At 54.6% G+C, this 25914-nt stretch carries 18 protein-coding genes and 1 pseudogene; 6 read left to right on the top strand and 13 right to left on the bottom strand.

The genetic code is table 11. The annotated features are described in order from the left end of the window. Nucleotides 1-99: 99 nt before the first annotated feature. On the bottom strand, nucleotides 100-867 hold the full coding sequence (gene pdeH, locus AC3G3F_RS10240) for a cyclic-guanylate-specific phosphodiesterase (RefSeq protein ID WP_023247784.1): 768 nt from the start codon (nucleotides 865-867) through the stop codon (nucleotides 100-102). Nucleotides 868-1096: 229 nt separating this feature from the next. Between pdeH and kdgK the strand changes: the two genes are divergently transcribed. Further along, nucleotides 1097-2026, top strand: a complete 930-nt coding sequence (kdgK, locus tag AC3G3F_RS10235) for a 2-dehydro-3-deoxygluconokinase (RefSeq protein WP_079813278.1) — start codon at nucleotides 1097-1099, stop codon at nucleotides 2024-2026. A gap of 125 nt (nucleotides 2027-2151) precedes the next feature. Here kdgK and AC3G3F_RS10230 read toward each other — a convergent pair whose 3' ends face one another. The 9 genes from AC3G3F_RS10230 to bcsR form a co-directional block, all read right to left on the bottom strand. Beyond that, nucleotides 2152-3639: a M16 family metallopeptidase gene (locus tag AC3G3F_RS10230; RefSeq protein WP_023247782.1), complete on the bottom strand. Its 1488-nt coding sequence runs from the start codon at nucleotides 3637-3639 to the stop codon at nucleotides 2152-2154. A gap of 219 nt (nucleotides 3640-3858) precedes the next feature. Next, a complete protein-coding gene (gene dctA / locus AC3G3F_RS10225; protein WP_000858228.1) occupies nucleotides 3859-5145 on the bottom strand; it encodes a C4-dicarboxylate transporter DctC in 1287 nt (428 codons plus the stop codon). 157 nt (nucleotides 5146-5302) lie between these two features. Continuing rightward, nucleotides 5303-7309, bottom strand: a complete 2007-nt coding sequence (gene hmsP / locus AC3G3F_RS10220) for a biofilm formation regulator HmsP (RefSeq protein ID WP_023247781.1) — start codon at nucleotides 7307-7309, stop codon at nucleotides 5303-5305. A gap of 173 nt (nucleotides 7310-7482) precedes the next feature. After that, nucleotides 7483-11025, bottom strand: coding sequence for a cellulose synthase complex outer membrane protein BcsC (gene bcsC, locus AC3G3F_RS10215; protein WP_063390908.1), 3543 nt, complete (start codon nucleotides 11023-11025; stop codon nucleotides 7483-7485). Then, nucleotides 11007-12116, bottom strand: coding sequence for a cellulose synthase complex periplasmic endoglucanase BcsZ (bcsZ, locus tag AC3G3F_RS10210; RefSeq protein WP_063390909.1), 1110 nt, complete (start codon nucleotides 12114-12116; stop codon nucleotides 11007-11009). Before bcsZ ends, bcsC begins: the two co-directional genes overlap by 19 nt. A gap of 3 nt (nucleotides 12117-12119) precedes the next feature. Continuing rightward, complete coding sequence (bcsB, locus tag AC3G3F_RS10205) at nucleotides 12120-14420, bottom strand: cellulose biosynthesis cyclic di-GMP-binding regulatory protein BcsB (RefSeq protein ID WP_053529851.1); 2301 nt, start codon at nucleotides 14418-14420, stop codon at nucleotides 12120-12122. A 10-nt stretch (nucleotides 14421-14430) separates the two neighbouring features. Next, nucleotides 14431-17055 carry a UDP-forming cellulose synthase catalytic subunit gene (gene bcsA, locus AC3G3F_RS10200; protein WP_053529850.1) on the bottom strand — a complete coding sequence of 875 codons (2625 nt, stop codon included), beginning with the start codon at nucleotides 17053-17055 and terminating at the stop codon, nucleotides 14431-14433. Then, the gene (bcsQ, locus tag AC3G3F_RS10195) at nucleotides 17052-17804 is read right to left on the bottom strand and encodes a cellulose biosynthesis protein BcsQ (protein ID WP_063390912.1); all 753 of its coding nucleotides are present in this window, start codon (nucleotides 17802-17804) and stop codon (nucleotides 17052-17054) included. The genes bcsA and bcsQ overlap by 4 nt, the downstream gene beginning before the upstream one ends. An 11-nt stretch (nucleotides 17805-17815) precedes the next feature. Beyond that, nucleotides 17816-18004 carry a cellulose biosynthesis protein BcsR gene (gene bcsR, locus AC3G3F_RS10190; protein ID WP_000282617.1) on the bottom strand — a complete coding sequence of 63 codons (189 nt, stop codon included), beginning with the start codon at nucleotides 18002-18004 and terminating at the stop codon, nucleotides 17816-17818. A gap of 244 nt (nucleotides 18005-18248) precedes the next feature. Here bcsR and bcsE point away from each other — a divergent pair, with 244 nt between their 5' ends. From bcsE to bcsG, 3 genes are read left to right on the top strand one after another with little or no spacing between them, the layout of a single operon-like run. Beyond that, nucleotides 18249-19820 carry a cellulose biosynthesis c-di-GMP-binding protein BcsE gene (bcsE, locus tag AC3G3F_RS10185; protein WP_023247775.1) on the top strand — a complete coding sequence of 524 codons (1572 nt, stop codon included), beginning with the start codon at nucleotides 18249-18251 and terminating at the stop codon, nucleotides 19818-19820. Further along, nucleotides 19817-20008 (top strand): cellulose biosynthesis protein BcsF, encoded by a 192-nt coding sequence (gene bcsF / locus AC3G3F_RS10180; protein ID WP_023247774.1) that lies wholly within the window; start codon nucleotides 19817-19819, stop codon nucleotides 20006-20008. Before bcsE ends, bcsF begins: the two co-directional genes overlap by 4 nt. After that, the gene (gene bcsG / locus AC3G3F_RS10175; RefSeq protein ID WP_079796013.1) at nucleotides 20005-21684 is read left to right on the top strand and encodes a cellulose biosynthesis protein BcsG; all 1680 of its coding nucleotides are present in this window, start codon (nucleotides 20005-20007) and stop codon (nucleotides 21682-21684) included. Before bcsF ends, bcsG begins: the two co-directional genes overlap by 4 nt. A gap of 81 nt (nucleotides 21685-21765) precedes the next feature. Here bcsG and AC3G3F_RS10170 read toward each other — a convergent pair whose 3' ends face one another. After that, nucleotides 21766-21873 carry a type I toxin-antitoxin system toxin Ldr family protein gene (locus tag AC3G3F_RS10170; RefSeq protein WP_000176739.1) on the bottom strand — a complete coding sequence of 36 codons (108 nt, stop codon included), beginning with the start codon at nucleotides 21871-21873 and terminating at the stop codon, nucleotides 21766-21768. Nucleotides 21874-22194: 321 nt separating this feature from the next. On the opposite strand from AC3G3F_RS10170, the pseudogene AC3G3F_RS10165 reads away from it, so the two are divergent. Together AC3G3F_RS10165 and AC3G3F_RS10160 are read left to right on the top strand one after the other, a co-directional pair. Further along, nucleotides 22195-22398 (top strand): annotated as a pseudogene (locus AC3G3F_RS10165) (PLP-dependent transferase); the annotation flags it as partial. Nucleotides 22399-22515: 117 nt separating this feature from the next. Then, the gene (locus tag AC3G3F_RS10160) at nucleotides 22516-23814 is read left to right on the top strand and encodes an aromatic amino acid transport family protein (protein WP_079817318.1); all 1299 of its coding nucleotides are present in this window, start codon (nucleotides 22516-22518) and stop codon (nucleotides 23812-23814) included. Between the two features lie 100 nt (nucleotides 23815-23914). Here AC3G3F_RS10160 and dppF read toward each other — a convergent pair whose 3' ends face one another. After that, on the bottom strand, nucleotides 23915-24928 hold the full coding sequence (dppF, locus tag AC3G3F_RS10155) for a dipeptide ABC transporter ATP-binding subunit DppF (RefSeq protein WP_023247769.1): 1014 nt from the start codon (nucleotides 24926-24928) through the stop codon (nucleotides 23915-23917). After that, nucleotides 24925-25908 carry a dipeptide ABC transporter ATP-binding protein gene (gene dppD, locus AC3G3F_RS10150; protein ID WP_023247768.1) on the bottom strand — a complete coding sequence of 328 codons (984 nt, stop codon included), beginning with the start codon at nucleotides 25906-25908 and terminating at the stop codon, nucleotides 24925-24927. Before dppD ends, dppF begins: the two co-directional genes overlap by 4 nt. Between the last annotated feature and the right edge of the window lie 6 nt (nucleotides 25909-25914).

The following is a 25914-nucleotide window of genomic DNA, read 5'->3' as shown; positions in this document are numbered from 1 at the left end:
TCACTTCTTCCCTTGCCTGTCCTAAAGATAGTCCAGTCAGACGAAAAAGGAGGACGACCGCGCCTCGTAATACCACGTATTACGGGGAACAGTCTGGCGTTACAAGGTCAAAATTACCTCTTCGAGCGATATCAGCGGCACGGGTCGGGAAAGAAAATAGCCCTGGGCGGCAAAGGCGGGTGAGCGCTGTACATCACGCCACTCTTCCAGCGTTTCCACGCCTTCGACAATAACGCCGCGGCAGTAGCGGTTCATCAGTTGCAGCAGCAGAATGAACAGGTTGCGCCCCTCCGGGGTCTGACGCAGCATGACGAACAGATCTCGCGCCACTTTAATATAGTCATACCGCACTTCGCTCAGCGCTGAAAAGTTGGCCATACCAGTACCAAAATCATCCAGCCATAGCGGGCCGAACTCACACATCGAGGCGAAAGAGGAGTCTTTTGGCAAACGAATATGTTCCACCAGCTCGAAACGCAGCCAGGGTAAGCGTTCCATCGTTGCCAGAATGTCCGGCTGTTGTCGCATGGCAATCAGCGTAGGGCCGTCGACATTGACCGATGCCAATAAGTGATGACAAGTGAAAAAATCCGCTTTTTGTTCAAGCTGATGAAGTTGTTCTTTCACTACGTCAATGCGGTGTCGAACCGCTAATTCCGCAAAATAACGATCCGGGGCAATACGTCTGGAAGGGTTATCAGGATGGGTTACGACAGTCAGAAGTTCAACCGCCATCAGACGGCCATTCGTCTGGTATATCGGCTGGTAAGTATAGGCACGCTCGCATTGCAGCCAATAGCGCCGTTCCTGCAAGTTCTCTATACCTGCATCAGGAACGTTTAGCTGCTGGATAACCTGCTTTATCATCTCAGTTGTCCTGTTAATGGGAGTGTGACTGTCCGGACTCGTCAAAGGTTATCGGCGTTCAGGCAGAGAACTTTACCCTCGGTCCCAGGCAAAATAAAAACAGGTCACGAAAACCTGTCAGAAATACGTTTTGGCTCAAAAAAATAATGGAACGATGTTTTAATATGATTGACCACTAAACATCCACAGCGCACACTAACGCTAATTTTTACAGATCAGGTTCACGACTATGTCTAAAAAGATTGCCGTGATTGGCGAATGCATGATTGAACTGTCGCAGAAAGGCGCTGATGTTCAGCGCGGCTTCGGCGGCGACACGTTGAATACCTCCATTTATATTGCCCGTCAGGTCGATTCTGCCGCCTTGACCGTTCACTATGTGACGGCGCTGGGTACCGACAGTTTCAGCCAACAGATGCTGGAGGCGTGGCAGCATGAAAATGTGGATACATCGCTAACGCAGCGGATGGAAAATCGTCTGCCAGGTCTCTATTACATCGAAACCGACGACACTGGCGAACGTACCTTCTACTACTGGCGTAACGAAGCGGCGGCGAAATTCTGGCTGGAGAGCGAGCAGACGGCGGCTATCTGTAAGTCGCTGGCGACCTTCGATTACCTCTACCTGAGCGGCATCAGCCTCGCGATTTTAAGCCCGGCCAGCCGTGATAAGCTGCTGTCTTTATTGCGTGAATGCCGCGACAACGGCGGAAAAGTGATTTTTGATAATAACTATCGCCCGCGTTTATGGACAAGTCGCGAAGAAACGCAGCAGGTCTATCAAAAGATGCTGGAATGTACCGATATCGCCTTCCTGACGCTGGACGATGAAGACGCGCTATGGGGTAAGAAAGCGGTGGAAGAGGTCATTGCCCGCACCCATGCGGCAGGCGTACAGGAAGTGGTGGTAAAACGCGGGGCGGACTCTTGCCTGGTCTCGATTCAGGGCGAGGCGCTCATTGACGTTCCGGCGGTCAAACTCCCGAAAGAGAAAGTGATAGACACCACTGCCGCAGGCGACTCCTTCAGCGCCGGTTATCTGGCCGTTCGTTTGTCGGGCGGCAGCGCGACGGATGCCGCGAAGCGTGGGCACCTGACGGCCAGCACGGTGATTCAGTACCGTGGGGCGATTATTCCGCACGACGCGATGCCGCAGTAAGTCATTCGCTTTTGCCCGATGGCGCGGCGCTTACCGGACCTGCGTGAACGTTGTGCCTGTGCCGGATAAGGCGGTCACGCCGCCATCCGGCATTTTACACAGGGCTCGGGCCGACGGGCGGCAGGTTACTGTGCCGCCGGCGTATCCGTCACTTCCGGATGCGCCTCATCCGTTTCAACAGCGGCGGCAGTCGCCGGGGCCATGATTTCATCCCACGTCGCCTTTAACGCCTTCATATTAAATTCCGGCTCGCCTTGCGGTTGCAGCAAAATTAATGCCATCTCCTGCGATAGCTGCTGACGTAGATTCTGATTGAGCATATCGACGGTCAGGCTGTTGAGGAAATTCTGGCGCAGCTTCTGATACTGCTCCGGCGCGATATCCACCACCTGATTCTGCAACGAGCGCATACGCTGTCCAGTCAAAATGTCGGTATCGGTACGAGCGTAGGTCGCGAACAGCTTTTGCAATTCGAGATTCTTCTGCGCCACCAGAGCAGTAAACTCCTCTTCCGACAGACCCTTATCGCGTACTTTCGCCAGTTCATTCGCCACCAGGCTCAAATTGGTATTGAGCTTATCATTAGGTGATTCAATATTGATGGCGCACTGCGCGCGCAGAAATAGAACCCGGCAGTCAAACCCCAGACCAATATCTTTCGCGTTATTTTTAGTGAGCTCCTGCTGGATATGCCAGAACAGCGCTTCGCGCGCCAGATCCGCCTGCCAGTAACGCAACAGCGCCGCCGATTCGCGAATCGGTTGCCACGGCGTATCCCACATAATGGAGAGACGATCCTGGCGCACCGCATCGGTCATAATGCTCACTGACTCCGCCCGCAGCGGCGAAAGCGTCGGCACTGGGGCGGGCGCTTCGCGTTTACCTTTCAGCGTACCGAACGTTTTATTGATTTGCTCGGCGACGGAGCGCGCATCAATGTTGCCGACAATAATCAGCGTCATGGCATCCGGGGTGTACCATTTTTCATAGAAAGACTGAATTTTGGCCGCGTCTACCGGCTGCTTTAACGGTTCGGCAGGATCGTGCCCCAATAACGCCGACCCTTTCAGCCGATAACGCCACCAGCCCTCTTTAGTATCTGCTGGCCACGTCGCGACCATATCTTCGCTGCTTAACGCATGATTCACCGTCTCTGGCGTAATGGTTAATTTACCGGAAACATTAGCCAGATAGGTCAGCGCTTCTTTCAGCAGATCGTTACGGTTATTGGGTAAACTGAGGTTATAGAGCGTGGAATCATAAGAAACAATAACGGGCGGCATGGGACGTTTAGGATCAAACCCTTGCTGCCATAAAGAACGTGCCTGTGCGGCATCCAGACCACCGCTTTGCGTCAGCGCGATACGGGGAATCGCATGGCTGAACCCGCTCTGTTGCGTACTTTCGGTGAGCGAACCGGTATTAACCTGCAGACGAACTTCAATACGATCGCTGGGGCGCTGAGGCGTAGCCAACACTTGCCACTGTAACCCATTAGCCAGCGTCCCCTGTTGCCATGCCGGATCGGGCTGGAGCGCATCTGCCTGCACATAGCCGGCAGAGGCCAACATCAACAGACTGCCCGCTAAGAGTCGAATTTTTGTGCCCTGCATGTGAACCCCTGATCAACAATCCTGGTAATAAAAAGACAGCCCCGGCAGGGGTGCCTGAATATGACGTAAAAACACTTCGTGTTAGACCGCAAGAACCTAAAAATGTCACGGAAGAAGTGAAATAATCCCTAAGCATCATGCTGTATGCTTTGGGCGCAGGGGTCAATTATGCGCAAACACCCGCAGTCCTGGAAGGGACTACGGGCATAAGTGGCGAGATTAGGAGGAAATTTCGTGCGTTTTGCCATCCGGCGCACGATTATTAAGCACATCGTCCAGCTTTTGGTGATCTAACTCTTTCACCCATTTGGCAACCACCACCGTCGCCACGCCGTTACCCACCAGGTTAGTCAGCGCGCGCGCTTCGGACATAAAGCGGTCGATACCGAGGATTAACGCCAGTCCCGCAACCGGTAAATGTCCAACGGCGGAGATAGTGGCCGCCAGCACGATAAAGCCGCTTCCGGTCACGCCTGCGGCGCCTTTTGACGAGAGCAGCAGCACGACCAGCAACGTTATCTGGTGGAAGATATCCATATGGCTATTGGTCGCCTGGGCGATAAACACCGCCGCCATCGTCAGGTAGATAGAGGTGCCATCGAGGTTGAACGAATACCCCGTCGGGATCACCAGTCCAACCACCGACTTACGGCACCCCAGTTTTTCCATCTTATCGAGCATACGCGGCAGCGCTGACTCGGAAGAGGAGGTGCCGAGTACAATGAGTAATTCTTCCCGGATATAGCGAATAAATTTAAAAATGCTAAAGCCCGTTACCCGTGCAATCGTCCCCAGTACCACCACCACGAAGAGAATACAGGTGATATAGAAGCAGATAATGAGCTGCCCCAGTTGCACCAGAGAACCGACGCCGTATTTACCGATGGTGAAAGCCATCGCGCCAAATGCGCCAATCGGCGCCAGGCGCATGATCATGTTGATAATGCCGAAAATGACCTGCGAAAAACTCTCAATCACATTGAAAATTAGCTGGCCTTTGCTGCCCAAACGGTGCAGCGCAAAACCAAACAACACCGCAAACAGTAAGACCTGCAGAATGTTGCCGCTGGCAAACGCGCCGATCACGCTGCCCGGTATGACATCCATCAGAAAGGCAATAATGCCCTGCTCCTTGGCTTGTGCGGCATAAACGGCCACCGCCTGCGCATCCAGCGTTGCCGGATCGACGTTCATCCCGGCGCCAGGTTGCACGACGTTAACGATGATAAGACCGATAATCAGCGCAATCGTACTGACAATTTCAAAGTAAAGCAGCGCTACCGCGCCGGTACGGCCCACCGCTTTCATGCTTTCCATGCCTGCGATGCCCGTCACGACAGTACAGAAAATGACAGGAGCGATGATCATCTTAATGAGCTTAACGAACGCGTCGCCAAGCGGTTTCATTTGTGCGCCCAGTTCAGGATAGTAATGGCCAAGGAGAATACCAATGGCGATTGCTGTCAGGACCTGAAAATAAAGACTTTTGAACAGAGAGGTTTTCATAGGGTGTCCTTGAAGTAAAAACCACAGGTCTTGTAAGGTTATGAGTAACCTGCGGCCTTAAAATAACACCCACACAACATGACAGAAATGCGCCAGGATCATAATTGAAACAAAAATGTTAAAAAGTTTGAGCTGGCTCGCACAAGCGCGACCTTTTTTAACTTTTGTAATCAGGATTTACGTGCGGCAGATACCGTTCTTCAAAGATATCCGCGGGAACGGGGCGAGCAAACAGGAAGCCTTGCGCCACGTCAACCCCAGCCTGTTCCAGCCACGCGCGCTGCGCCTCGTTCTCCACGCCCTCGGCAATCAATTGTAAATTAAGACTGCGGGCCATCAGGATAATCGCCGTTACCATACTGTGATCATCCGGTAACCCATCGACAAACATTTTATCAATTTTAAGGATATCGACCGGTAACGACTTCATATGCTGTAACTGGCGCAGCCCCGCGTAGCCCATGCCAAAATCATCCAGCGCAATACGCACGCCAGCATTACGTAACGGACGTAAGATGGCGACGGCAGCGTGTGGATCGTCGATACGGCGGCTTTCAGTGACCTCAAGAATCAGCGTACCCGATTGAATACGATAGCGGTTTAACAATTCCAGCAGCTCCGACACCATGCCTGGGTGCATGAGCTGTAACGCGGAAAGATTGACGGAAAGCGGCAATGTCACGCCGCGCTCCTGCCAGGCGGCAAGCTGGCGACAGGACTCTTCCAGCACCCAATAGCCCACCGTGACCATCAGGCCGCAGGATTCAATGCGCTCAATCAGCCCCTCCGGTAATTCCCAGCTACCGTCCTGCTGCTGCATACGTAACAAGGCTTCAGCGCTTATGACGTTGCCGCTGCGCATCTCGACCTGCGGCTGTAGCCAAATGGCGAATTGATGGTTATCCAGCGCGGTAAGGATATCGCTCTCTTCGGTAAGGCGCTGTTGAGCGGCCTCCATCTGCGCCGGGTCAAAGAACTGGATCTGATTTTTACCCTTCCGACGCGAGGTAAACGCGGCGGAGACGGCACGACCATAAAGCTGTTCAGCGGTCAGATCGCCATAATACATCGCGATGCCAATACTGCAGCTTGGGCGTAGTTGAATACTTTGGATGGGAAGCCGCTCATTAATGATAGTGAGTATTTGCTGACCTAATGTGATGGCGTGCCACGGCTCTTTTACGCCGTGGGCGATAATGGCAAAGTCATACCCGCTGACCTGCGTAAGCACCATGCGCGGCGCCAGCACCGACTTCAGCTTCTCAACCAGCGTCAGCAATAGAATCTCCCGCTGCGTTTCTTGCAGCACGCCTGCTGTGTCACGCAAAGTTTCACACGTCACGATGATAAGCGCGGTGGTCTGTTGGCGGGTGACAACCTGTTCCAGCAGCGCCATTAAAAAGGCTTTATTGGGAAGATCGGAAACCGGAAAACGCATCGCGTTGTCCGTTTGCTCCTCGCTTTGACGCTGCATAAGCTGCTGGTTGAGGTTATAGCTGCGCACCAGCATCCCAATCTCATCATCCTGATGCAGACGCGGCAACGCCAACTGATGCCCGATAAGCTCTTGCTGCGGAATGTCATTCAGCTCCCGGGCAATTTTGCGCAGCGGGTGCACAATCAGGCGGTTTACGCACCAGGCGATGGCCACCGTCAGGATTAGCGATAAAAGTAAGTAAATGGTCACTAACGTAGAGAGCGCGCTCATGACGAACTTATACATACGGTACGAATCCGCCTGCAATACAAGGTAGGCCAGAGGTTGCGGATTGGCGGGACGCTCCAGCGAATAAACCGGCAGAGAAATTTGTACCGGCAGTTCGAAGAGACGCGTCACCGTGACCGGGACGGGGCGTTCAGGAATAAAGCGCTTGCGCAACGCCTGGAACTGATTCGGCAATACCACATCGGCGCGACTCACCACGCCCGCAGGTTTAATACTTTCCAGAATGGTTTCCGCGCCGGGGAGATCCGCTTTTAAAATCGCGGAAGAAAGGGGTTCCCGGACGGATCGCGCGATGCTTTCCAGTTGCGTAGCCGTGTTGTAGCGGTTCTGCTGCACCAGATGGAACAACAGAACGGTGCAAAAGACAAAAACAAACACCATGACAACGGCCGCAACCATTGCCATCTGTTTAATTGTTAACGAGCGGCTGACGCGCAAATTGACTCTCCCTGGATATCCCGGACTGCCGCCTGAGTATACCCGATTGCAGCAGCATTAAGAGAGGCCGTATCTGAAAAGGACTTTTCTGAATAACGGTTAATGATAGCGTCTGATGGCTCTGCGCTTCTCAGGCCTACGGCGCATATCAATACGTAGGCCTGACACAATGATTACCAGTCAGCATAAGGCACCAGAGGCTGCGGCGGTAAATCCATATCCCCCTGCCAGCCTGCTGCGGAATAACGGACATACAGCAGCAGATGACTGGGGGTATAGTCTTTCGCCTGCTGAATATCGACTGCCGTACCAATAAACCAGTTGGCAGTGACCCGGCGTTCAATGAGCGCCCGCGCGGTATAGCCAAATCCCTGGCTGCTGCCACCGCCATTGGTCTGGTCACGCGCATCCTCCTGATACTCCGCCGGGATCAAATTCATCAGCGGATAACGCGGCATGGTACGGGTACGGGAGTGCGACCAGGATACCGAGCCGCCTAACTCCCACGACCAGTTTTCCGTACGCTGCCGCCACATCACCGGCACCGCAAACGACAGGTATTCCTGCGGGCTATAATAACCGCCCTGACCCAGTGAATAACCGCTCAAATCCTTGTCGTAATGCCAGATCATGTTATTCAGCCCAACGGTAACGCGGCGGTTATTCTCGTTAATCACCTTATAGTAATAACCGGTCATCCAGCGCACGCGCCAGTTATCTTCCACATTTTTACCGCTCAACTGGTCGCCGCTGAGCGACGCCCAAACGCCGTTTGCTTCGCCTTTATCATAGCTGAGACTGACGCCGCCGCCGTTGGCCCGTACGCCGCCCCATTTGGTGCCGGTATTGCTGGTGGCATCCTTTTGCCCGCCAAACGCCAGCAACGAACTGGAGATCGGGCGACGATGCGCGTTCAGGGTATAACCCAACGGCCCGATATCGTCGCTATAGCTCACGCCGCCGACCACATCAACGACATTAAAGCCCATCGGCGTCGTGCCGATATCCCAACGCCAGGTCTCATTCTGCCAGCCGACTGCCACGCTCGCGCCCGTATCGGCCTGGCTACGGTGTCCACTGCATTTCTCCAGCGTACAGGTGCCCCAGTTATTATCGTATTTCCCATCCGCATCCGTAGAGAAGCGGCCAACATCCATATTAACCATATCAGTACGAAAGAACGCCCGTCCGTCCGACCAGGGCGCATCCACCTGAAGCATCGTAGTATGCGCCTTCAGATCGGAGTAGCCGCCAGTACCGCTCGACCCCCAATAATCGTGCGCCAACGTGACATTGAGATCCTGCTGACGGTACAACTCCGCCGCATCGCTACGCACGCCGCGTTTTAACCAGTCATCTTTTTCATCATTGCGCGTCAGTCGGGTAAAGGTATCGTTATCCTGTGGACGAACCGGCGTAATCGCCGCCGCGACCATGGCATCTTTGTAGGTCTCCAGCGCCCGCTGCGGCTCGCCCGTTTGCGCCTGAAAATCGGCGGCGTCACGCAATACCATCGCGCTTTCCATTGATGGCGGCTGTGCTTTTGCCTGCGGCGTAATGCGGTTGAAGGTCCGCGCCGCCGCCGCGATATCGCCAAGCTGGAGCTGCGCCAGTGCGACGCGGCGCTGCATGTTAATAGAGGCGATTTGCGCCGCAGGCAGCGCCGCCAGTTGAGCGCGCGCCGCGGCGTTATCACCCTGTGCGATGTCGATTTCCACTCGCCCCAGCATGGCATCGACATTACCCGGTTCACGCGCCAGAACGGCGTCATAAGCGGCGCGGGCCGCCGCATTATCGCCACGCTGCTGCGCCCAATCCGCCAACGTTAACGCAATGCGTGTAGAGGGCGGCTGCTGACGTAACAACGCTTCCGCTTCGCGTTCTTTGCCGCTATCGCGCAAGCGGTTAGCGCTTTCCAGCGCCTGGTTACTTTGCAATCGGTCCGCCAGTTCCTGAATATTGCTGTTCCACTGGCTGGGTGGCAGGGTATTGAGATGCGCCAGCGCCGCCCGGTCCCGATCGCTGCCGGAAAGATAAAGCCCATAAGCATAGACCTGTTCCGGATCGTTTGGCTTCTGCTGCGCCAGTGAGCGCATTTGCGCATCGGCCTGGGCGTGCTGCCCGGCCTGCCACAGATCGCGTGACAGTCGGTACGTCACCCACACGCTACCCGGATCTAATGCCAGCCGACGACGGTGCAGCTCAGCGGCCTGCGCCCATTCGCCCTCGCTTTCCAGCGTTTCCGCCTGCTGCGCCAGACGGTCATTTTCCAGACTGCGTTCGATATCGTCGATACTGCGCCGCTGGCTGGCGGAAAGAGAAGCGATAAACGCGGCGGCTTTTTGCGGCGACTGCTGGCGATAGAGATTCGCCAGCCCGCGCACAGCATTGGTATTACCGCTATCCATACGCAGCGTCTGCTGATAATAACGTTCGGCGGCGGCATTATCTTGGCGCGCCATCGCCACATCCCCCAGCCCCAGCACCGCGTAGCTGTCAGTGTTATCCACCGCTCGCGCCTGCTGATAGAAACGCTCCGCCTGGGCCAGATTATTAGCCTTTAAGGCGGCGTCGCCCTGCTGAATTAACAGCCAGTAGCGATTGACCTTCAGCAGACTCTCCCACTTATCGCGGCTGCTGCTGTGCGGCGCCATCGCCAGCGCCTTTTCAAACTGCGCGACGGCGCGGGCGCGATCGCCACGCTGTGAGTATGCCTGCCCCAGCGCACCAACCGCCTCGCTATCGTCCTGCCGGGCGCTCACCGCCTGCTGCAATTGCGCAATGGCGTTACCGCCTTCTCCGGCATTAACCGCCGCGATGCCTTGCGAGCGCGCGCGGAACGCCGGATCGGCTAACTCTTTTTGTTGCTCGCTAAGCTGGGTGCGAGCGGCAGACACGCTATCGCCTTCGCTAAACTGCGTCAGATAGTCTTGCAACGCTTTTACGCTGGCGTCGCTCACCGGGAGATCTTTTATCTGCTGGTACCAGATGGCGGAGGCCGCGCCGCGTCCCGTACTGGATTTCGCCATCTGTTTTAGCACCGCGAATCCCTCATCGCGCCGCCCGCTGGCGAACAACAGTTGCGCCAGCGCATTTTGCAGAGCGTTATTACCCGGGCTGACGGCATTGATTTTCTGTAACTGGTTAATCGCTTCGTGACGGCGGGCGGGCAATTTCGCCACGGTCGTCCAGTATTCGACCGCCAGTTCGCCCTCCGGCGGATAACCTTTAAACAGCTTGTCGTAGCTGGCGATCGCTTGCTCAGTATGGCCGGTCGTCGCCAGTAAACGCGCCTCCTGCAAAGACTGGCGTCCTTGCGGCGTGGAGAGCAGCATCGCGGTGCGGGAAGATTGATACGCCGTCGACTCCGGCGCCAGTTGCGCCAGCCGGTCAAGTAGCTTCTGCGCCCCGTCGCTATCCCCCTGCCGCAACAGATAGCGGAAACGGGCGGCGATAACCTGTGGATCATTTGGGTCGATCAGTTCCAGCCGATAGAGCGACTGACGGACTAAGTCCTCACGGTGCATGGCCTCTCCCAGCCGAACCTGCTCCAGCAACTGTTGCTGCGCGGAGGTCGCTGCGTCGGCAAGCGGAGTTAGCGCCATACCAAGCGATAAACCCAACAATGCCCGATAAATGCCCCTTTTACCGGGTAAGGCATTTCGACCGCCATCCGGCAAAAAAGCGTGCATGAGACTTAACGTGAACTTACGCATTCCTGGCCCCAGTCAGGTAATAATTCACCTTTGACGGTGAAGCGAAAACGGTGCTGATCCCAGCCTTGTCCAAAGAGAGTCAGCACATAGTTGTAATAGGCATCGCTGCCAGGAAAATGGTCTGTGACCCGCTGTCGCTGCACGGCCTGAGCATCGCGATTTTGCAGGAAAGGCAGTAAGGCGGCGGAAAACCCGACCGGCCCCGTCCCTTGTGCGTTCCCGCTGGCGACATCAACTTTTTCCGGTGGAACGCCGTTTTTTATGGTTAACGTCGCCATCGGTTTAAATCGCGCCAGTAAACGCGCTTTTTGCGGATCGCCATCATGCATCATTCCCGCCCATAAATAGACGCGAATCGCATCGTAGCTACTGATCAGCGTCTTTTCCGCTTTCAACTGCCAGCCTTGCTTGCTTTTATAACGCACCCAGTCCGGCGAGAAACCTTTCGGCGCGGTTTCCAGCAAAAGCCGCAAATTGGTTTCCCGTAGCGTCGACCACGGCGCGCCAAAACGGCTAAAGTATTGCGCCAACTGCGGCGGCAGATAGCTTGGGTTAAAACGCCAGCTATTCGCCTCGGCAAAGCCGATTTTGCCAGGTAGCAGCATTGAGCCCAGCCCCGGCACATTCACGACCTCTTCGCGGGCGATGCGCTTTAACAACGCCGTGCCCACTTCGGTATAACGCGTCTCTTTCCACAGACGACCGGCCTCCAGCAGCGACCATGCCATCCAGATATCGCCGTCGGACGCGGAGTTGCTGTCCAGCACCGACCAGGTGTCGGGATCTTTTTGTCCCCACAGCCAGGCGGGCAGATGTTCACGCAGCGATCCCTGCGCCAGATTATTTTGCGTCCAGTTAAACAGTTGCGCGAACGCCGGTCGATCGTTCGCCGCCAGGGCAAAGAACATAGCGTAGCTTTGCCCTTCGGAGGTGGTAATTTTTCGCGCATCGCCCGGATCGATAACGCGTCCCTGCTGGCTAATGTAGTCTTTCTTGAACTGCTCCCACGCAGGCCAGCTACAGGCCGCCTGCGCATTTATTGCCGTCAGCATGACGATAATCGTTATCCATCCGCGCAGCATAGTCATCATGCATTACTCATGGTCTGGGTCGAGACGACGGCGACTGAGAATACGTAGCAGACGCCACAATACCCACGCCAGTAATATCACGCTGAGGGCCGCCAGTACCGCCAGCAGCACCGGGTGATTCGCCAGCGCATACCACAGCCGCTCAAACCACGGCAGATGTCCGACGTAATAGATATCGCCAACGCGCAGACTGTGAACGCCGGACTCGCGGATCACCGCCACGGAACCAAACATCGCGGCGCGTTTACCGCTGTCGTTCATGGCGTCGTTCAGTAGCTGGTAGCCGCGCGGGCTGTCGGCCAGCAGAGCAATCACGCTGCGCTGATCATTAAACGGCGACTGGAAGCCCACCGCCGCCGCCATCGGACCGCTGGAGGTGACGGTGGACTGCGCATCCGCCGCGCGATCGGCTTCATCCGGCATAATCGACGGGAAAGCGGTCTGCCGCATTGGGGTTTTTACCCAGCTTTGTGTCGCCTGCACCAACAGATCGATACGCTTATCGTCTTTTAGCTTGTCCGGAATAGCGCCAATAATCAGCAGATCGGCGTCTTTGTCAGCGATCTGAGCGCTATCATCGGTGATTGTCAGATTAATTGCCGGGAAACCGGTCTGCCCGCCAATGGCACCGACCGTATTCAGCAGCGTTTCCATTTGCGCTTCGGTTGGGGTCTTCGGCATCACCGCCAGGGTGTCAGACAGGTCGGCCATCCGGCTGAATGGGAAACCGGCATTGGCGAACGCGCGTAAATCCGGCATCGCGATAAAGTGGTAATATTTCGAAAAATCGATAGTGGAGTCATCCCCTATCACCACATGATTCGGTACCGACTGGAAGGTAATACAGTTGTCCACCGACCCGCCCGGCATCGGGTTCATGTACTGGAAGTCAAAACGTAGCTGGTTCATCGCCCCCAGTTTTAGGGCCGGAATCGACACATCCGTTTTACCATCCAGCAATCCCTGAAGTACCGGCAAGCGCAACAGGAGTCGATTAGTTTCTTGCGTACTGTTAAGGCTAAAGGCTTGCAGGAACTGGTTATTCAGGCTGATATCCAGCCGCGAACTGTCTTTGGTCGGCGGCGAGGTATAACGGTAGTTGAGATCCATATCAATACCGTTGCTACGCAGCAAATAGAGGTCCGGCGGCAGATTCAAAGAAACGTTGATGGGCGCCGGCTCCAGCCCACTCGACTGGAGCTGCTCTTCATAGGTTTTCAGTTCGCCAAAGGTGACCGGGCGATCGGTACGCACCCAGTTCGGCGCATCGTACGGCTTGCGCGCCAGTAGCGGTTTTACATCGTTGACTACCACGCTGGAGCCACGAAAGAGAATATTCCCTTGCGCAATACCTTTTGCCGCCTGCAACAGATCTTTATCATCACGACCAAATACGACCAGCAACTTCACATACGGATTATCCGGATGGTTCATCATCTCGATAACCGGCGCGTTAACCGCAGGATGATCGCGCAGGAAATCGGGGCGTCGATCGTTGGTGGCGAACACGATCGCATTGCGATCCGGCAGGTGGTTATACAACACCGGGAAGCGCTGACCGCGCCAGCCCGCCCGCGAGCCAAACCAGGACGCGACAATAGAAGCCGCCTGCTGCTGCGCCAGATCCGGCACGTCAGCAAACACTATTGGCAACGTCACCGGACGGTTATCCCGCGGATCGAAAAACGGCACCGGGAAGTGGGACAGATCGTTATTCACCGCCAGCATGTTATAGGTCAGATCCAGAGCGCTATTTCGTCCGATGTCCAACCACAGAGTACTGCTGGCCGGGTTTTCACATACGTCGCGATAATGGCCGACAAACTCCAGCCGTACCCGGTTAAAGTCGGTGATAAATAGCGGATTGATAGGTACCTGCGCCAGCGTCTTTTTCCCCAACTGCTCTTTTGTCACCGGCAGTACGCCCATCAGTTCATCATTGAGATAAACCTTAAGCTGCGACTGAACCGGCAGGAGCGATGGCGACGGCGTATATTCCAGATTCAGCACCGCTTTCGACGCCACTTCATCGCTGCGCATACCAAATTCAATGCCGCCGTTAGGGTTAACGCCACGCAGCGCCATACTGCCCGGCGGCGGCGCGATTTGCGCAAAGGTCAGCTTGACCTCGCGCGAAGGCGCGGTTTGCGCCACGACGGGCGCCTGATTTGCGGGCGACTGCGCAGGCTCGGTGGGTTCAGCATTTATCAATGGCGGCGTAGCAGGCGCCGCCGCCGTCATGAAAGCAGGAAACGCGCTTAATCCTATTACCGCCGCACAAATCCAGGACAATTTTCTTTTCATCGCATTATCATCATTGTTGAGCCTGAGCCATAACCCGATCCGACGGCTGTATCGCCGCTTGCCGCTCCGGGCGACGCGGAATAAACGATACAATCCAGGCAATTAACGCCGTCAACGATCGGAAAATTACTTTTACTGAAGGCGGTGCAAACTCCGCGAGATGGCGATAGCCGCGGAAGCCCAGCTTCAGAATATCCAGCAAGCTTTCCAGCGGTTTATCTTCCGGGAAGCTATCTTGCCAAAGCGCCCACGTATCGGCGCGAGCGAAGGTACACTGCACAAAATCAATATGTTGTTTGGTGGTGAGCGGCATCAGTTGCAGCCCTATCTCATTGCCCGTCACGCGCACCACCTGCGTTGGAAAGACATATTCCTGCTGCCCACGTTTAAGCAACAGGTTCACTTTCTGCCCTTCCAGCACCTGCGCCTGACCGTTGATCTTGATGCCTAACCCGCCGTCGGAGAAGTCATGTACGGTGCAGGAGAACAAATGCCCATCTTCGCGGGCGATGGCCCCCGGCATGGCAATCTCGACCCGATGCGCGCGCCTGACCTGTTTACTCTCTACCGAAACCGCAACCGCGCCGCCGAGAATGACCAGGTTGTAGAAGACCCACACCAGGCTAACGATGACGGTCAGCATTTCATTTTCCGGCCCGTAATAGTATCGCCATACGCCCACCACCACACCGAGCAGGTTAAGCAAGACAAGGAAGATATACGGACGCGAGATTACCCAGTCGACGTACTTCTCTTCCACCAGCCCGCCTTTCGCCGTGACGTTAAATTTCCCTTTGTGCGGATTGATCAACGCGACCAGAGTCGGCGGCGCGATATACCATGCCAGTACCGTTTCATAGATTTCGCTCCAGAAGGAGTGACGATACTTACCCTGAATCTTCGAGTTAGTCAGGCTGGCGTGGATCATGTGCGGTAAAACAAATAGCGCAATCATCAACGCAGGCGCATAAATGATATAGGCGTGCAGCAGCAGAAAAGCCAGCGGCGCGGTCAGAAAGATCAGGCGCGGAATGCCGGACAAGAAATGGAACATTGCGTTGAGGTAGCACAGCCGCTGCGCCAGTTTTAAGCCTTTGCCAAACAGAGGGTTATCGAGGCGGAAAATTTGCACCATGCCCCGCGCCCAACGAATACGCTGCCCGATATGCGCCGACAGGCTTTCCGTCGCCAGCCCCGCCGCCTGCGGAATGCGCATATACGCAGAGGTATAACCGCGCCGGTGCAGCCGGAGCGAAGTATGCGCATCTTCCGTCACCGTCTCAACGGCGATACCGCCAATCTCATCCAGCGGCTTACGGCGAATCACCGCGCACGATCCGCAAAAGAAAGTGGCGTCCCACATATCGTTACCGTCCTGCACCAGCCCGTAAAACAGCGTGCCTTCGTTAGGCGTTTTACGAAAACGCCCCAGGTTGCGCTCAAAAGGGTCCGGGGAGAAGAAGTGGTGCGGCGTCTGCATCATCGCCAGCTGTTTCTCTTTCAGGAACCAGCCCATCGTCATTTGCAGAAACGAGCGCGTCGGCACATGGTCGCAATCGAAGATCGCCACAAACTCGCCTTTCGCGTGTTTTAGCGCATTGTTGATGTTGCCGGCTTTGGCGTGTTCATGCGTGGCGCGGGCAATGTAATGCACGCCAACATGTCGGGCAAACTGACGAAATGATTCTCGCCCGCCGTCATCAAGAATCCAGATATTCAGCTTGTCTTTCGGCCAGTCAATGCCAAGCGAAGCGTAAATGGTATTTTTGACCACGTTAAGGTCTTCGTTATAGGTCGGCACAAAAATATCCACTGTCGGCCACTGCGACATCTCTTTCGGCAACGGCACCGGTTGACGATTTAACGGCCACACCACCTGGAAGTACCCCAGCACCAGCACAATCCAGGCGTAGGTTTCCGCAAACAGCAAAATCAGTCCACACACCAGACTGACCGGGTCGTCCCAATTTAGCGTCGAGGTATAGCGCCACCAGATATAACGACAGGAGACCGTTAGCGACAGCACGATGAGCATCAGCGCGGAAAAGCGTCCCGGCATACGTCGTACCAATAGCGCAACGCCCCACAGCAACAGCAGAAAGATAAATTGCGATAGCGGGTTAAATGGCTGCGTAATACAGATCAGCGCCAGTATCAGTGAAAAGGTCACGATAACGCTCAGAATAAAACGTCGGGCGCCGTTGCTAAGATGTCCCAGTTCTTTTTCCTTTTCCAGGTGCGTTGTCTTTTGGCGCACCCGCTCCGGTAAGGTATCCATCCATTGATGGTAACGTCCACGAACGCCCTGCAAGCGCGCAAATGACCGCCAGCGCGGTTCATGACGTTCTTTAGCCGACGAGATCATTACCAGCCAGAGGGTCTGAATGAGATATCGAGCCGGGTCCAGCGGGCGCGGGCGGGCGGCGTTAATATGCGGATAAAGCGCTTTATGCCCGGCGCGAATACGCTGCCAGCGCGGATGCTCAAGCGGAAACACTATCCACGCCAGAATCGTCCACAGGCAGCCGAGCGCTGCGCTAAATGGCGACGCGCCGTGGCGGCGGTAACCCTGATAGCGCTCGCTCAAACGCGCGCTGACCGGCGGGATAAGCAGCCACCGGGAAAGGGCGCTCATCGCGGGCTCCTGGCGGACGTTTTGTCTCCCGCATCGTGCAACAGGCACCAGTTCGCCAGCGTTAACACCTCTTCGGCGGCCAACGAATCGCTGCGATACTCGCCTAACGGTTGTTTCGACGCCATGCACTCCGCCATCGCCTCATCGCGATGGATCACCATAGGCAGCAATCGGCGCTGGCTTTGCAGCCAGACCTGGTACAGATCGTCTTGTAACTGGCTGCCGATGCGTAAGTCATTGATCAGAATATGCGCTCCGGCAGGCAACGCCTGTTGATGAAGGCGAATATGGCAGTTGGTGTCAACCCTGGCTACCGCCAGCGTATGGTCGCAGAGGCTCACCAACTGCCGTGTCAGTGGTGACGCGCCGTAGGGTAAGTCCAGTAAAATCCAGCTATAACGCCCGCTCGCTTTCAGCGCCTGGATAGCAGATCCGATCTCTCCCAGCGTCTCCTGCCAGGCCTGCGGATTTTCCCGCTCTTTCGTGGTGAGCTGTCCAAACGGCAGCAGATCAAGCTGCGAGGTATAACGTAACCCGGCATCACGCCAGTCATGGCCGTCCAGCAACGATCGCGCCCAACCGCCCTGATGGACGAAGTCGACGTTAAACGACATGCGCAGCAGGTTATCGGGGCTGGCGTCAATCACCAGGACATTTTCCCCTAAGATTTGTAACGCCCAGGCGAGTGCTGAGGTGATAGATGTGGTTCCCACCCCACCGCGTACGCCCTGCAATCCCAGAATCGCCATTTATGGCTTCCTTAATGTTGTTGCGCAAATTCAGCCAGGAGCGGCCATCTTTTAATCGCCGCCGCCAACTGTTCGCGTTGGGAAATATCGGTATAATCTATTTCGGGTAGTGAAAACGCCTGGCTTAATGCCAGAAAATCATTTTGAAAAGTGTAGCCCAACGTTGGATCGGACTGAGCGCCAGGTTCATTGTTATACATTCTGGTTGCTCCCTTTTAAATATTTCTCACTGGCAACATTACGCCCCGTCGTCAATACGGGAGAACGCGCATTTTTCGTCTTTCCGTGGCATCATTTATAATGTGTAAAAATGCAAAGCGCAGAGTTACAGGGCATCCTGCCGGACAAATTGATTCACATGCTAAATCTGATGCGTTTTAATTTCAATGTTAGGTTTATTTCTGTGCTTTCGCTAGTAAACTGATAAATAGTTAAAATAGTGACATGAGGGACACTGTGGACCCCGTATTTTCTCTCGGCATCTCATCATTATGGGATGAACTGCGCCATATGCCAACCGGCGGTGTCTGGTGGGTTAACGCCGATCGCCAGCAAGATGCCATCAGTCTGGTGAATCAAACGATTGCGTCACAAACGGAGAATGCAAACGTCGCCGTCATCGGCATGGAAGGCGATCCTGGCAAAGTAATCAAATTAGATGAATCTCACGGTCCGGAGAAAATCCGCTTATTTACCATGCCGGATTCAGAAAAAGGGCTATACTCTTTGGCCCACGATTTACTTTGTTCTGTCAACCCGACGCATTACTTTTTCATTCTTATTTGTACAAATAACACGTGGCGGAATATAACGTCAGAAAGCCTGCATAAATGGCTGGAAAAAATGAATAAATGGACTCGCTTTCATCACTGTTCATTGTTGGTTATTAACCCTTGTCATAATAGTGATAAACAATCCTCGTTGTTGATGGGCGAGTATCGCTCACTTTTCGGCCTCGCCAGTTTACGTTTTCAGGGCGATCAACATTTGTTCGATATTGCCTTCTGGTGTAACGAAAAAGGCGTCAGCGCCCGACAGCAGTTATTGCTATGTCAGCAGGATGAACGCTGGATGTTATCCCATCAGGAAGAGACGGCAATTCAGCCGCGTAGCGACGAAAAACGCATTCTCAGCCACGTCGCCGTCCTTGAAGGCGCGCCGCCGCTCTCGGAACACTGGGCGCTTTTCGACAATAACGAAGCGCTGTTCAACGACGCGCGCACGGCGCAGGCCGCGACGATTATTTTTTCTCTCACACAGAATAACCAAATCGAGCCGCTTGCTCGTCGCATTCATACTTTGCGGCGCCAGCGGGGAAGCGCGCTGAAAATTGTCGTGCGCGAAAATATCGCCAGTTTGCGTGCCACCGATGAGCGCCTGCTGCTGGGTTGCGGCGCCAATATGATCATTCCCTGGAACGCTCCGCTTTCACGCTGTCTGACACTTATTGAAAGCGTTCAGGGACAGCAGTTCAGCCGTTACGTACCGGAAGATATCACCACGCTGCTGTCGATGACGCAGCCGTTGAAACTGCGCGGTTTTCAGCCGTGGGATACCTTCTGCGATGCCGTCCATACGATGATGAGCAATACGCTGCTCCCCGCCGACGGGAAAGGCGTTCTGGTCGCGCTGCGCCCGGTGCCGGGCATTCGGGTTGAGCAGGCATTGACATTATGTCGGCCAAACCGAACCGGCGATATTATGACCATCGGCGGCAACCGTCTGGTGTTGTTTTTATCATTCTGCCGGGTCAACGATCTGGATACCGCGTTAAACCATATTTTCCCTTTGCCCACGGGCGATATTTTCTCTAATCGTATGGTCTGGTTCGAAGATAAACAAATCAGCGCCGAGCTGGTGCAGATGCGCTTATTGTCGCCGGAATTGTGGGGAACGCCGCTACCGCTGGCTAAACGCGCCGACCCGGTAATAAATGCCGAACACGATGGCCGCATCTGGCGTCGTATTCCTGAACCCCTGCGATTGCTCGACGACACCGCGGAGCGTGCATCATGATGACCATCAGCGATATCGTGCAACTTATTCTTTTTTGCGCGCTGATTTTCTTTCCGCTGGGCTATCTGGCGCGTCATTCGCTACGCCGTATGAGTGATACGACCCGGCTGCTATTTGCCAAACCTCGTTATGTAAAACCAGCCGGAACTCTGCGCCGCGCTACGAAAGTCAAGGCAGACAAAAAATGACTCAGCATACTCAAACACCCTCAATGCCTTCTCCGCTCTGGCAATACTGGCGCGGTCTTTCCGGCTGGAATTTCTATTTTCTGGTCAAGTTTGGCCTGCTGTGGGCAGGCTACCTGAATTTTCATCCTTTACTGAATCTGGTATTTATGGCGTTCCTGCTGATGCCAATACCACAATATCGCCTCCACCAGTTGCGCCACTGGATTGCTATTCCCGTCGGCTTCGCGCTGTTCTGGCACGACACCTGGCTGCCCGGCCCGCAAAGTATTATGAGCCAGGGTACGCAGGTGGCGGAGTTCAGCTCCGGTTATCTGCTCGATCTGATCGCTCGTTTTATTAACTGGCAAATGATCGGCGCCGTCTTTGTACTGCTGGTCGCCTGGCTATTTTTATCACAGTGGATTCGGGTCACGGTGTTTGTGGTCGCCATCATGGTATGGCTGAACGTCCTGACATTAACTGGCCCGGTTTTTACGCTGTGGCCGGCAGGTCAGCCAACCGATACGGTGACGACGACTGGCGGTAACGCTGCCGCTACCGTCGCGACAGCGGGCGATAAGCCGGTCATCGGCGATATGCCTGCGCAAACCGCGCCACCGACGACCGCGAATCTGAACGCCTGGTTGAACACCTTCTATACTGCGGAAGAAAAGCGGAAAACGTCGTTCCCGGCGCAGCTTCCGCCTGATGCGCAGCCGTTCGACCTATTGGTCATCAATATTTGTTCGCTCTCCTGGTCGGATGTCGAAGCGGCAGGCTTAATGTCACATCCGCTATGGTCGCACTTTGATATCTTGTTTAAACATTTTAATTCCGGTACGTCTTACAGCGGCCCGGCGGCCATTCGTCTGCTGCGCGCCAGTTGTGGTCAACCATCGCATACCCGGCTTTATCAACCAGCCGATAACGAATGTTATCTGTTCGATAATCTGGCGAAACTGGGCTTTACTCAGCATCTGATGATGGATCATAACGGCGAATTTGGCGGCTTCCTGAAAGAAGTTCGCGAAAACGGCGGTATGCAGAGCGAGCTGATGAACCAGTCCGGTCTGCCAACCGCCCTGCTGTCATTCGACGGCTCGCCGGTATATGACGACCTGGCGGTTCTGAACCGCTGGTTGACAGGGGAAGAACGTGAAGCCAGCTCCCGTTCCGCGACCTTCTTTAACCTGCTGCCGTTACACGATGGCAACCACTTCCCCGGCGTCAGCAAAACGGCGGATTATAAAATCCGCGCGCAGAAGCTGTTCGATGAACTGGACGCCTTCTTTACCGAGCTGGAGAAATCCGGACGTAAGGTGATGGTGGTCGTCGTACCGGAGCACGGCGGCGCGCTGAAGGGCGACAGAATGCAGATCTCAGGCCTGCGCGATATTCCCAGCCCATCCATCACCAATGTCCCGGCGGGCGTGAAATTTTTTGGCATGAAAGCCCCGCATGAGGGCGCGCCGATTGATATTAACCAGCCGAGCAGCTACCTGGCGATTTCCGAACTGGTCGTACGCGCCGTGGACGGTAAGCTCTTTACCGAAGACAGTGTGAACTGGAACAAGCTGACCAGCAATCTGCCGCAAACCGCGCCGGTTTCAGAAAACGCTAATGCGGTGGTGATTCAGTATCAGGGTAAACCCTACGTTCGTCTGAATGGCGGCGACTGGGTGCCCTACCCGCAGTAGACCGAAAAAGGCCGCAAGGTTTCCCCTGCGGCCTGGTTCGGGCGCATGTTGCCATTACGGCGGACAGACGCTCAAAACGCGTTACTTCCTGTCACGTAGCCAGTTGACGATCAAACTGGCGATAATGCCAGCAATGATCGGCGCCGCCAGATCGTGCCAGAAGGCAACGCCCAACTGCGTAAGCGTCATATAGCCGCCTTGTTGCAATGGCAACCGTTCGCGGCTATCCTTGATGTGTTGAGGTTCAAGTTAGCCCCCGTCAGGTTGCCAGGTTTATACCAGTCAACGTGCGGGGGTTTTCTCTATCCAGCAACCTATGCCGCCGGGGATCAAGCCCCCGCAACATTGCGCCTCACCGGGTAAACCCGGCTTGCTGCTGATATTACGGTAAAACACCCGCCCCGGCACGGCGCTAACGTGCAATCTGCGTGACGCTTCGCAGACGACTACTTTTATTTGCCAGAATACATTCAGCATTTCTGAGACTGGCAGTCAGCCACTCAATTCTGTAAATTATGCCTCCTCGCGGCCAGTCCCGGTGATACCGAAACCCTCGTTCAGCATCCTGCGTCTATGACATATTCGCCTGTTGCGCCAGAGGAACGGCTAAAAGCAAGTATTACCGACGAACTTATCCGTCTTTCAGCGGGACCTGAAGATCCCGACAATATTATTCATGACCTTGAACGCGCCAGCAGAAAAGCAGCATTCTGACGATTGCGCGGCGAACCGCTGTCACCGGTTTGCCGCATCGGGTATCAAGGCACTATAGCCTGGTTATAGGCAGCATTCTTTATGAGAGAGCTGCGTATATTTTGGGCAGGGGGCTCTATGCAGGACGACACATTACCATTAAATAACAGTAACGCTACGACCACACCGCTTTCAACGAGATTACCGTTTACAAAATATGATTTTGGCTGGGTGCTCTTGTGTATCGGTATGGCGATCGGCGCAGGTACCGTATTAATGCCTGTGCAAATCGGTCTCAAGGGGATCTGGGTATTTATTACCGCTTTTATCATCGCCTATCCCGCTACCTACATTGTGCAGGATATTTATCTAAAAACGTTGTCTGAAAGCGAAACCTGTGACGATTATACAGATATTATCAGTCACTACCTGGGCAAAAACTGGGGCGTTTTTCTCGGTGTAATCTATTTTCTTATGATTATCCACGGGGTGTTTATTTACTCCCTGTCGGTTGTGTTTGATAGCGCCTCCTATATAAAAACCTTCGGCCTTACTGAGGCCGATCTTTCGCAGTCTATTATCTATAAAGTCGCGATTTTCGCCGTGCTGGTCGCGATTGCCTCCGGCGGGGAAAAGCTATTATTTAAAATTTCAGGCCCGATGGTAGTGGTGAAAGTCGGGATCATTCTGATATTCGGTTTTGCGATGATCCCACACTGGAACCTTGATAATATTTCCGCCTTTCCCGCCGCATCGGTTTTCTTTCGCGACGTACTACTCACTATCCCATTCTGCTTCTTTTCTGCGGTCTTCATTCAGGTGCTAAACCCAATGAACATCGCCTATCGTAAGCGCGATCCTGACCGTGTGCTGGCCACCCGGATGGCGATTCGCACGCACCGCATTAGTTATATTACGCTGATTGCCATTATTCTCTTTTTCTCGTTCTCGTTTACCTTTTCGATTAGCCATGAAGAAGCGGTATCAGCGTTCGAGCAGAATATTTCCGCCCTTGCGCTGGCAGCTCAGGTGATTCCTGGCCAGATAATCCACATTACCTCTACCATTCTCAATATTTTTGCCGTACTTACCGCGTTCTTTGGTATTTATTTAGGATTTCACGAAGCGCTTAAAGGTATTGTACTGAATGTATTGAGTCGTATTATGGATGTCAAAAACGTCAACCCACTGCTACTGACATCTGGAATCTGTGTCTTTATCGTGGTTACTCTGGTCATTTGGGTTTCGTTTCGCGTCTCTGTGCTGGTCTTTTTCCAGTTAGGCAGTCCGCTTTATGGCATTGTCGCGTGTATTATTCCCTTTTTCCTTATTTATAAAGTAGCGCAACTGAAAAAATTACGCGGTCTGAAAACCTGGCTTATTTTGTTATATGGAATATTGTTGTGCCTGTCGCCATTATTAAAATTGATTGAATAAGCCGTGCCAAAGAGCAATGCCCGGTGGCGCTACGCTTACCAGGCCTACCGATAGGGTGTAGGCCGGATAAGGCGTAGCCGCCATCCGGCATAAAATGCAGTTAACTCACCGATTTCTGCGGATTTTCATCCTGATCGACGGCAAAGCAGGCCACCAACTGACCGTCGTACTCTTTGAGCTGCGGCTGCAACTGCGTACAGGGTCCGAAGCGACGGCGGCAGCGGGCGTTGAAGGCGCAGCCCGGCGGCGGATTCAGCGGACTTGGCAACTCGCCGGTCAGCTTAATCCGCTCACGGCGATCGTCCGGATTCAGCCGCGGCGTGGCGGAGAGCAACGCCTGGGTATACGGATGACGTGGATTGTTAAAAATCTGCTCTTTGGTCCCTTTCTCCACGCAGCGGCCTAAGTACATGACCATCACTTCATCGGCGATGTGTTCCACCACCGACAGGTCGTGCGAGATAAAGACATAAGACAGCCCCATATCCTGTTGCAAATCCATCATCAGGTTCAGCACCTGCGCGCGCACCGACACGTCGAGCGCGGAGACCGGTTCGTCGGCAATCACTACGTCCGGATCAAGCATCAGACCGCGGGCGATAGCGATACGCTGACGCTGGCCGCCGGAGAACATATGCGGATAGCGGTCGTAGTGCTCGGTTTTCAGCCCCACCTTCGCCATCATCGCCAGCGCTTTTTCACGACGCTGCGCTTTACTCAGGCTGGTATTGATCAGCAACGGCTCTTCCAGAATTTGCCCCACTTTCTTGCGTGGGTTCAGGGAACCGTAAGGGTTCTGAAACACAATCTGGATTTTCTGCCGCCGCAGCTTCTGCGCGTGCGGATCGTGTTTGAGCAGATCCTGCCCCTGGTAATAAAGCTCGCCGCCGGTTGGCGTTTCAATCATCGTCAGCAGGCGGCCCAGCGTGGATTTTCCACAACCGGACTCCCCCACTACGGCCAGCGTCTTACCGCGTTCGAGATTAAACGACACGCCGTCCAGCGCTTTTACCAGCCGTTCCGGAGAAAAGATCCCCTTCTTTACCGGGTAGTGTTTTTTCAGGTCGATAGCCCGCAACAGCGGCTGTTGCAAGGTGGCCTCATGCGTACTCATAGTGTGGGCCTCCCGGCATCATCGAGTGGGTAATGACATTTTGACTGACGTCCATCGTCCAGTTGGTTGAGAGCAGGTTCTTCCGCACGACATCTGTCCGTGGCGTAGGGGCAGCGCGGGTTAAGCAGACAGCCCGTCGGGCGGTCATATTTCCCCGGCACCACGCCCGGCAGCGAAGCCAGACGCGCTTTATCTTGCGCAAATTCCGGCAACGCGCGTAGCAGTGCCTGCGTATAGGGATGACGCGGCGCACGAAAAATATCCTGCGCATCGCCGGTTTCGACTACCTGCCCGGCGTACATGACGATAATTTTGTGCGCCGCTTCCGCCACCAGCGCCAGGTCATGGGTAATAAGCACCAGCGCCATGTTCTCTTTTTGCTGCAACTCCAGCAGCAGCTCAATGATTTGCGCCTGAATGGTCACATCCAGCGCCGTGGTCGGTTCATCAGCAATTAACAGCTTTGGTCGACAGGCTATTGCCATCGCAATCATCACGCGCTGACTCATACCGCCGGAAAGCTGGTGCGGATAGACATCCAGACGAGAGGCCGGATCGGGAATGCCCACCTGGTTCAACAGGTCAATCGCTCGCTGACGACGGGTTTTCTTGTTCCCGCCCTGGTGTACCTTGATGGCTTCCATAATCTGAAAGCCAACGGTATAGCAAGGATTGAGGCTGGTCATCGGGTCCTGGAAAATCATCGCTACTTCAGCGCCCACCAGGTTGCGACGTTCCTTCTCGGAAATGCGCTTCAGATCCTGTCCGTTAAAGAGCAGGTTTTCCGCCATCACGCGGCCTGGGTAATCGATAAGCCCCATAATCGCCAGCGAGCTGACGGATTTGCCGGAACCAGACTCGCCGACAATGCCGACCACTTCCCCCTGCTTCACGCTGTAGCTGATGCGGTCGACGGCTTTGAACGGTGTCCCTTCGTCGCCGAAGTGTACCGATAATTGATCTACATTTAATAACGCCATCTCGAA

Source organism: Salmonella sp. FC25216 (genome assembly GCF_057751355.1).
The sequence above is the reverse complement of the archived record's forward strand: the minus strand, read 5'-3'. Positions and strand labels throughout refer to the sequence as shown.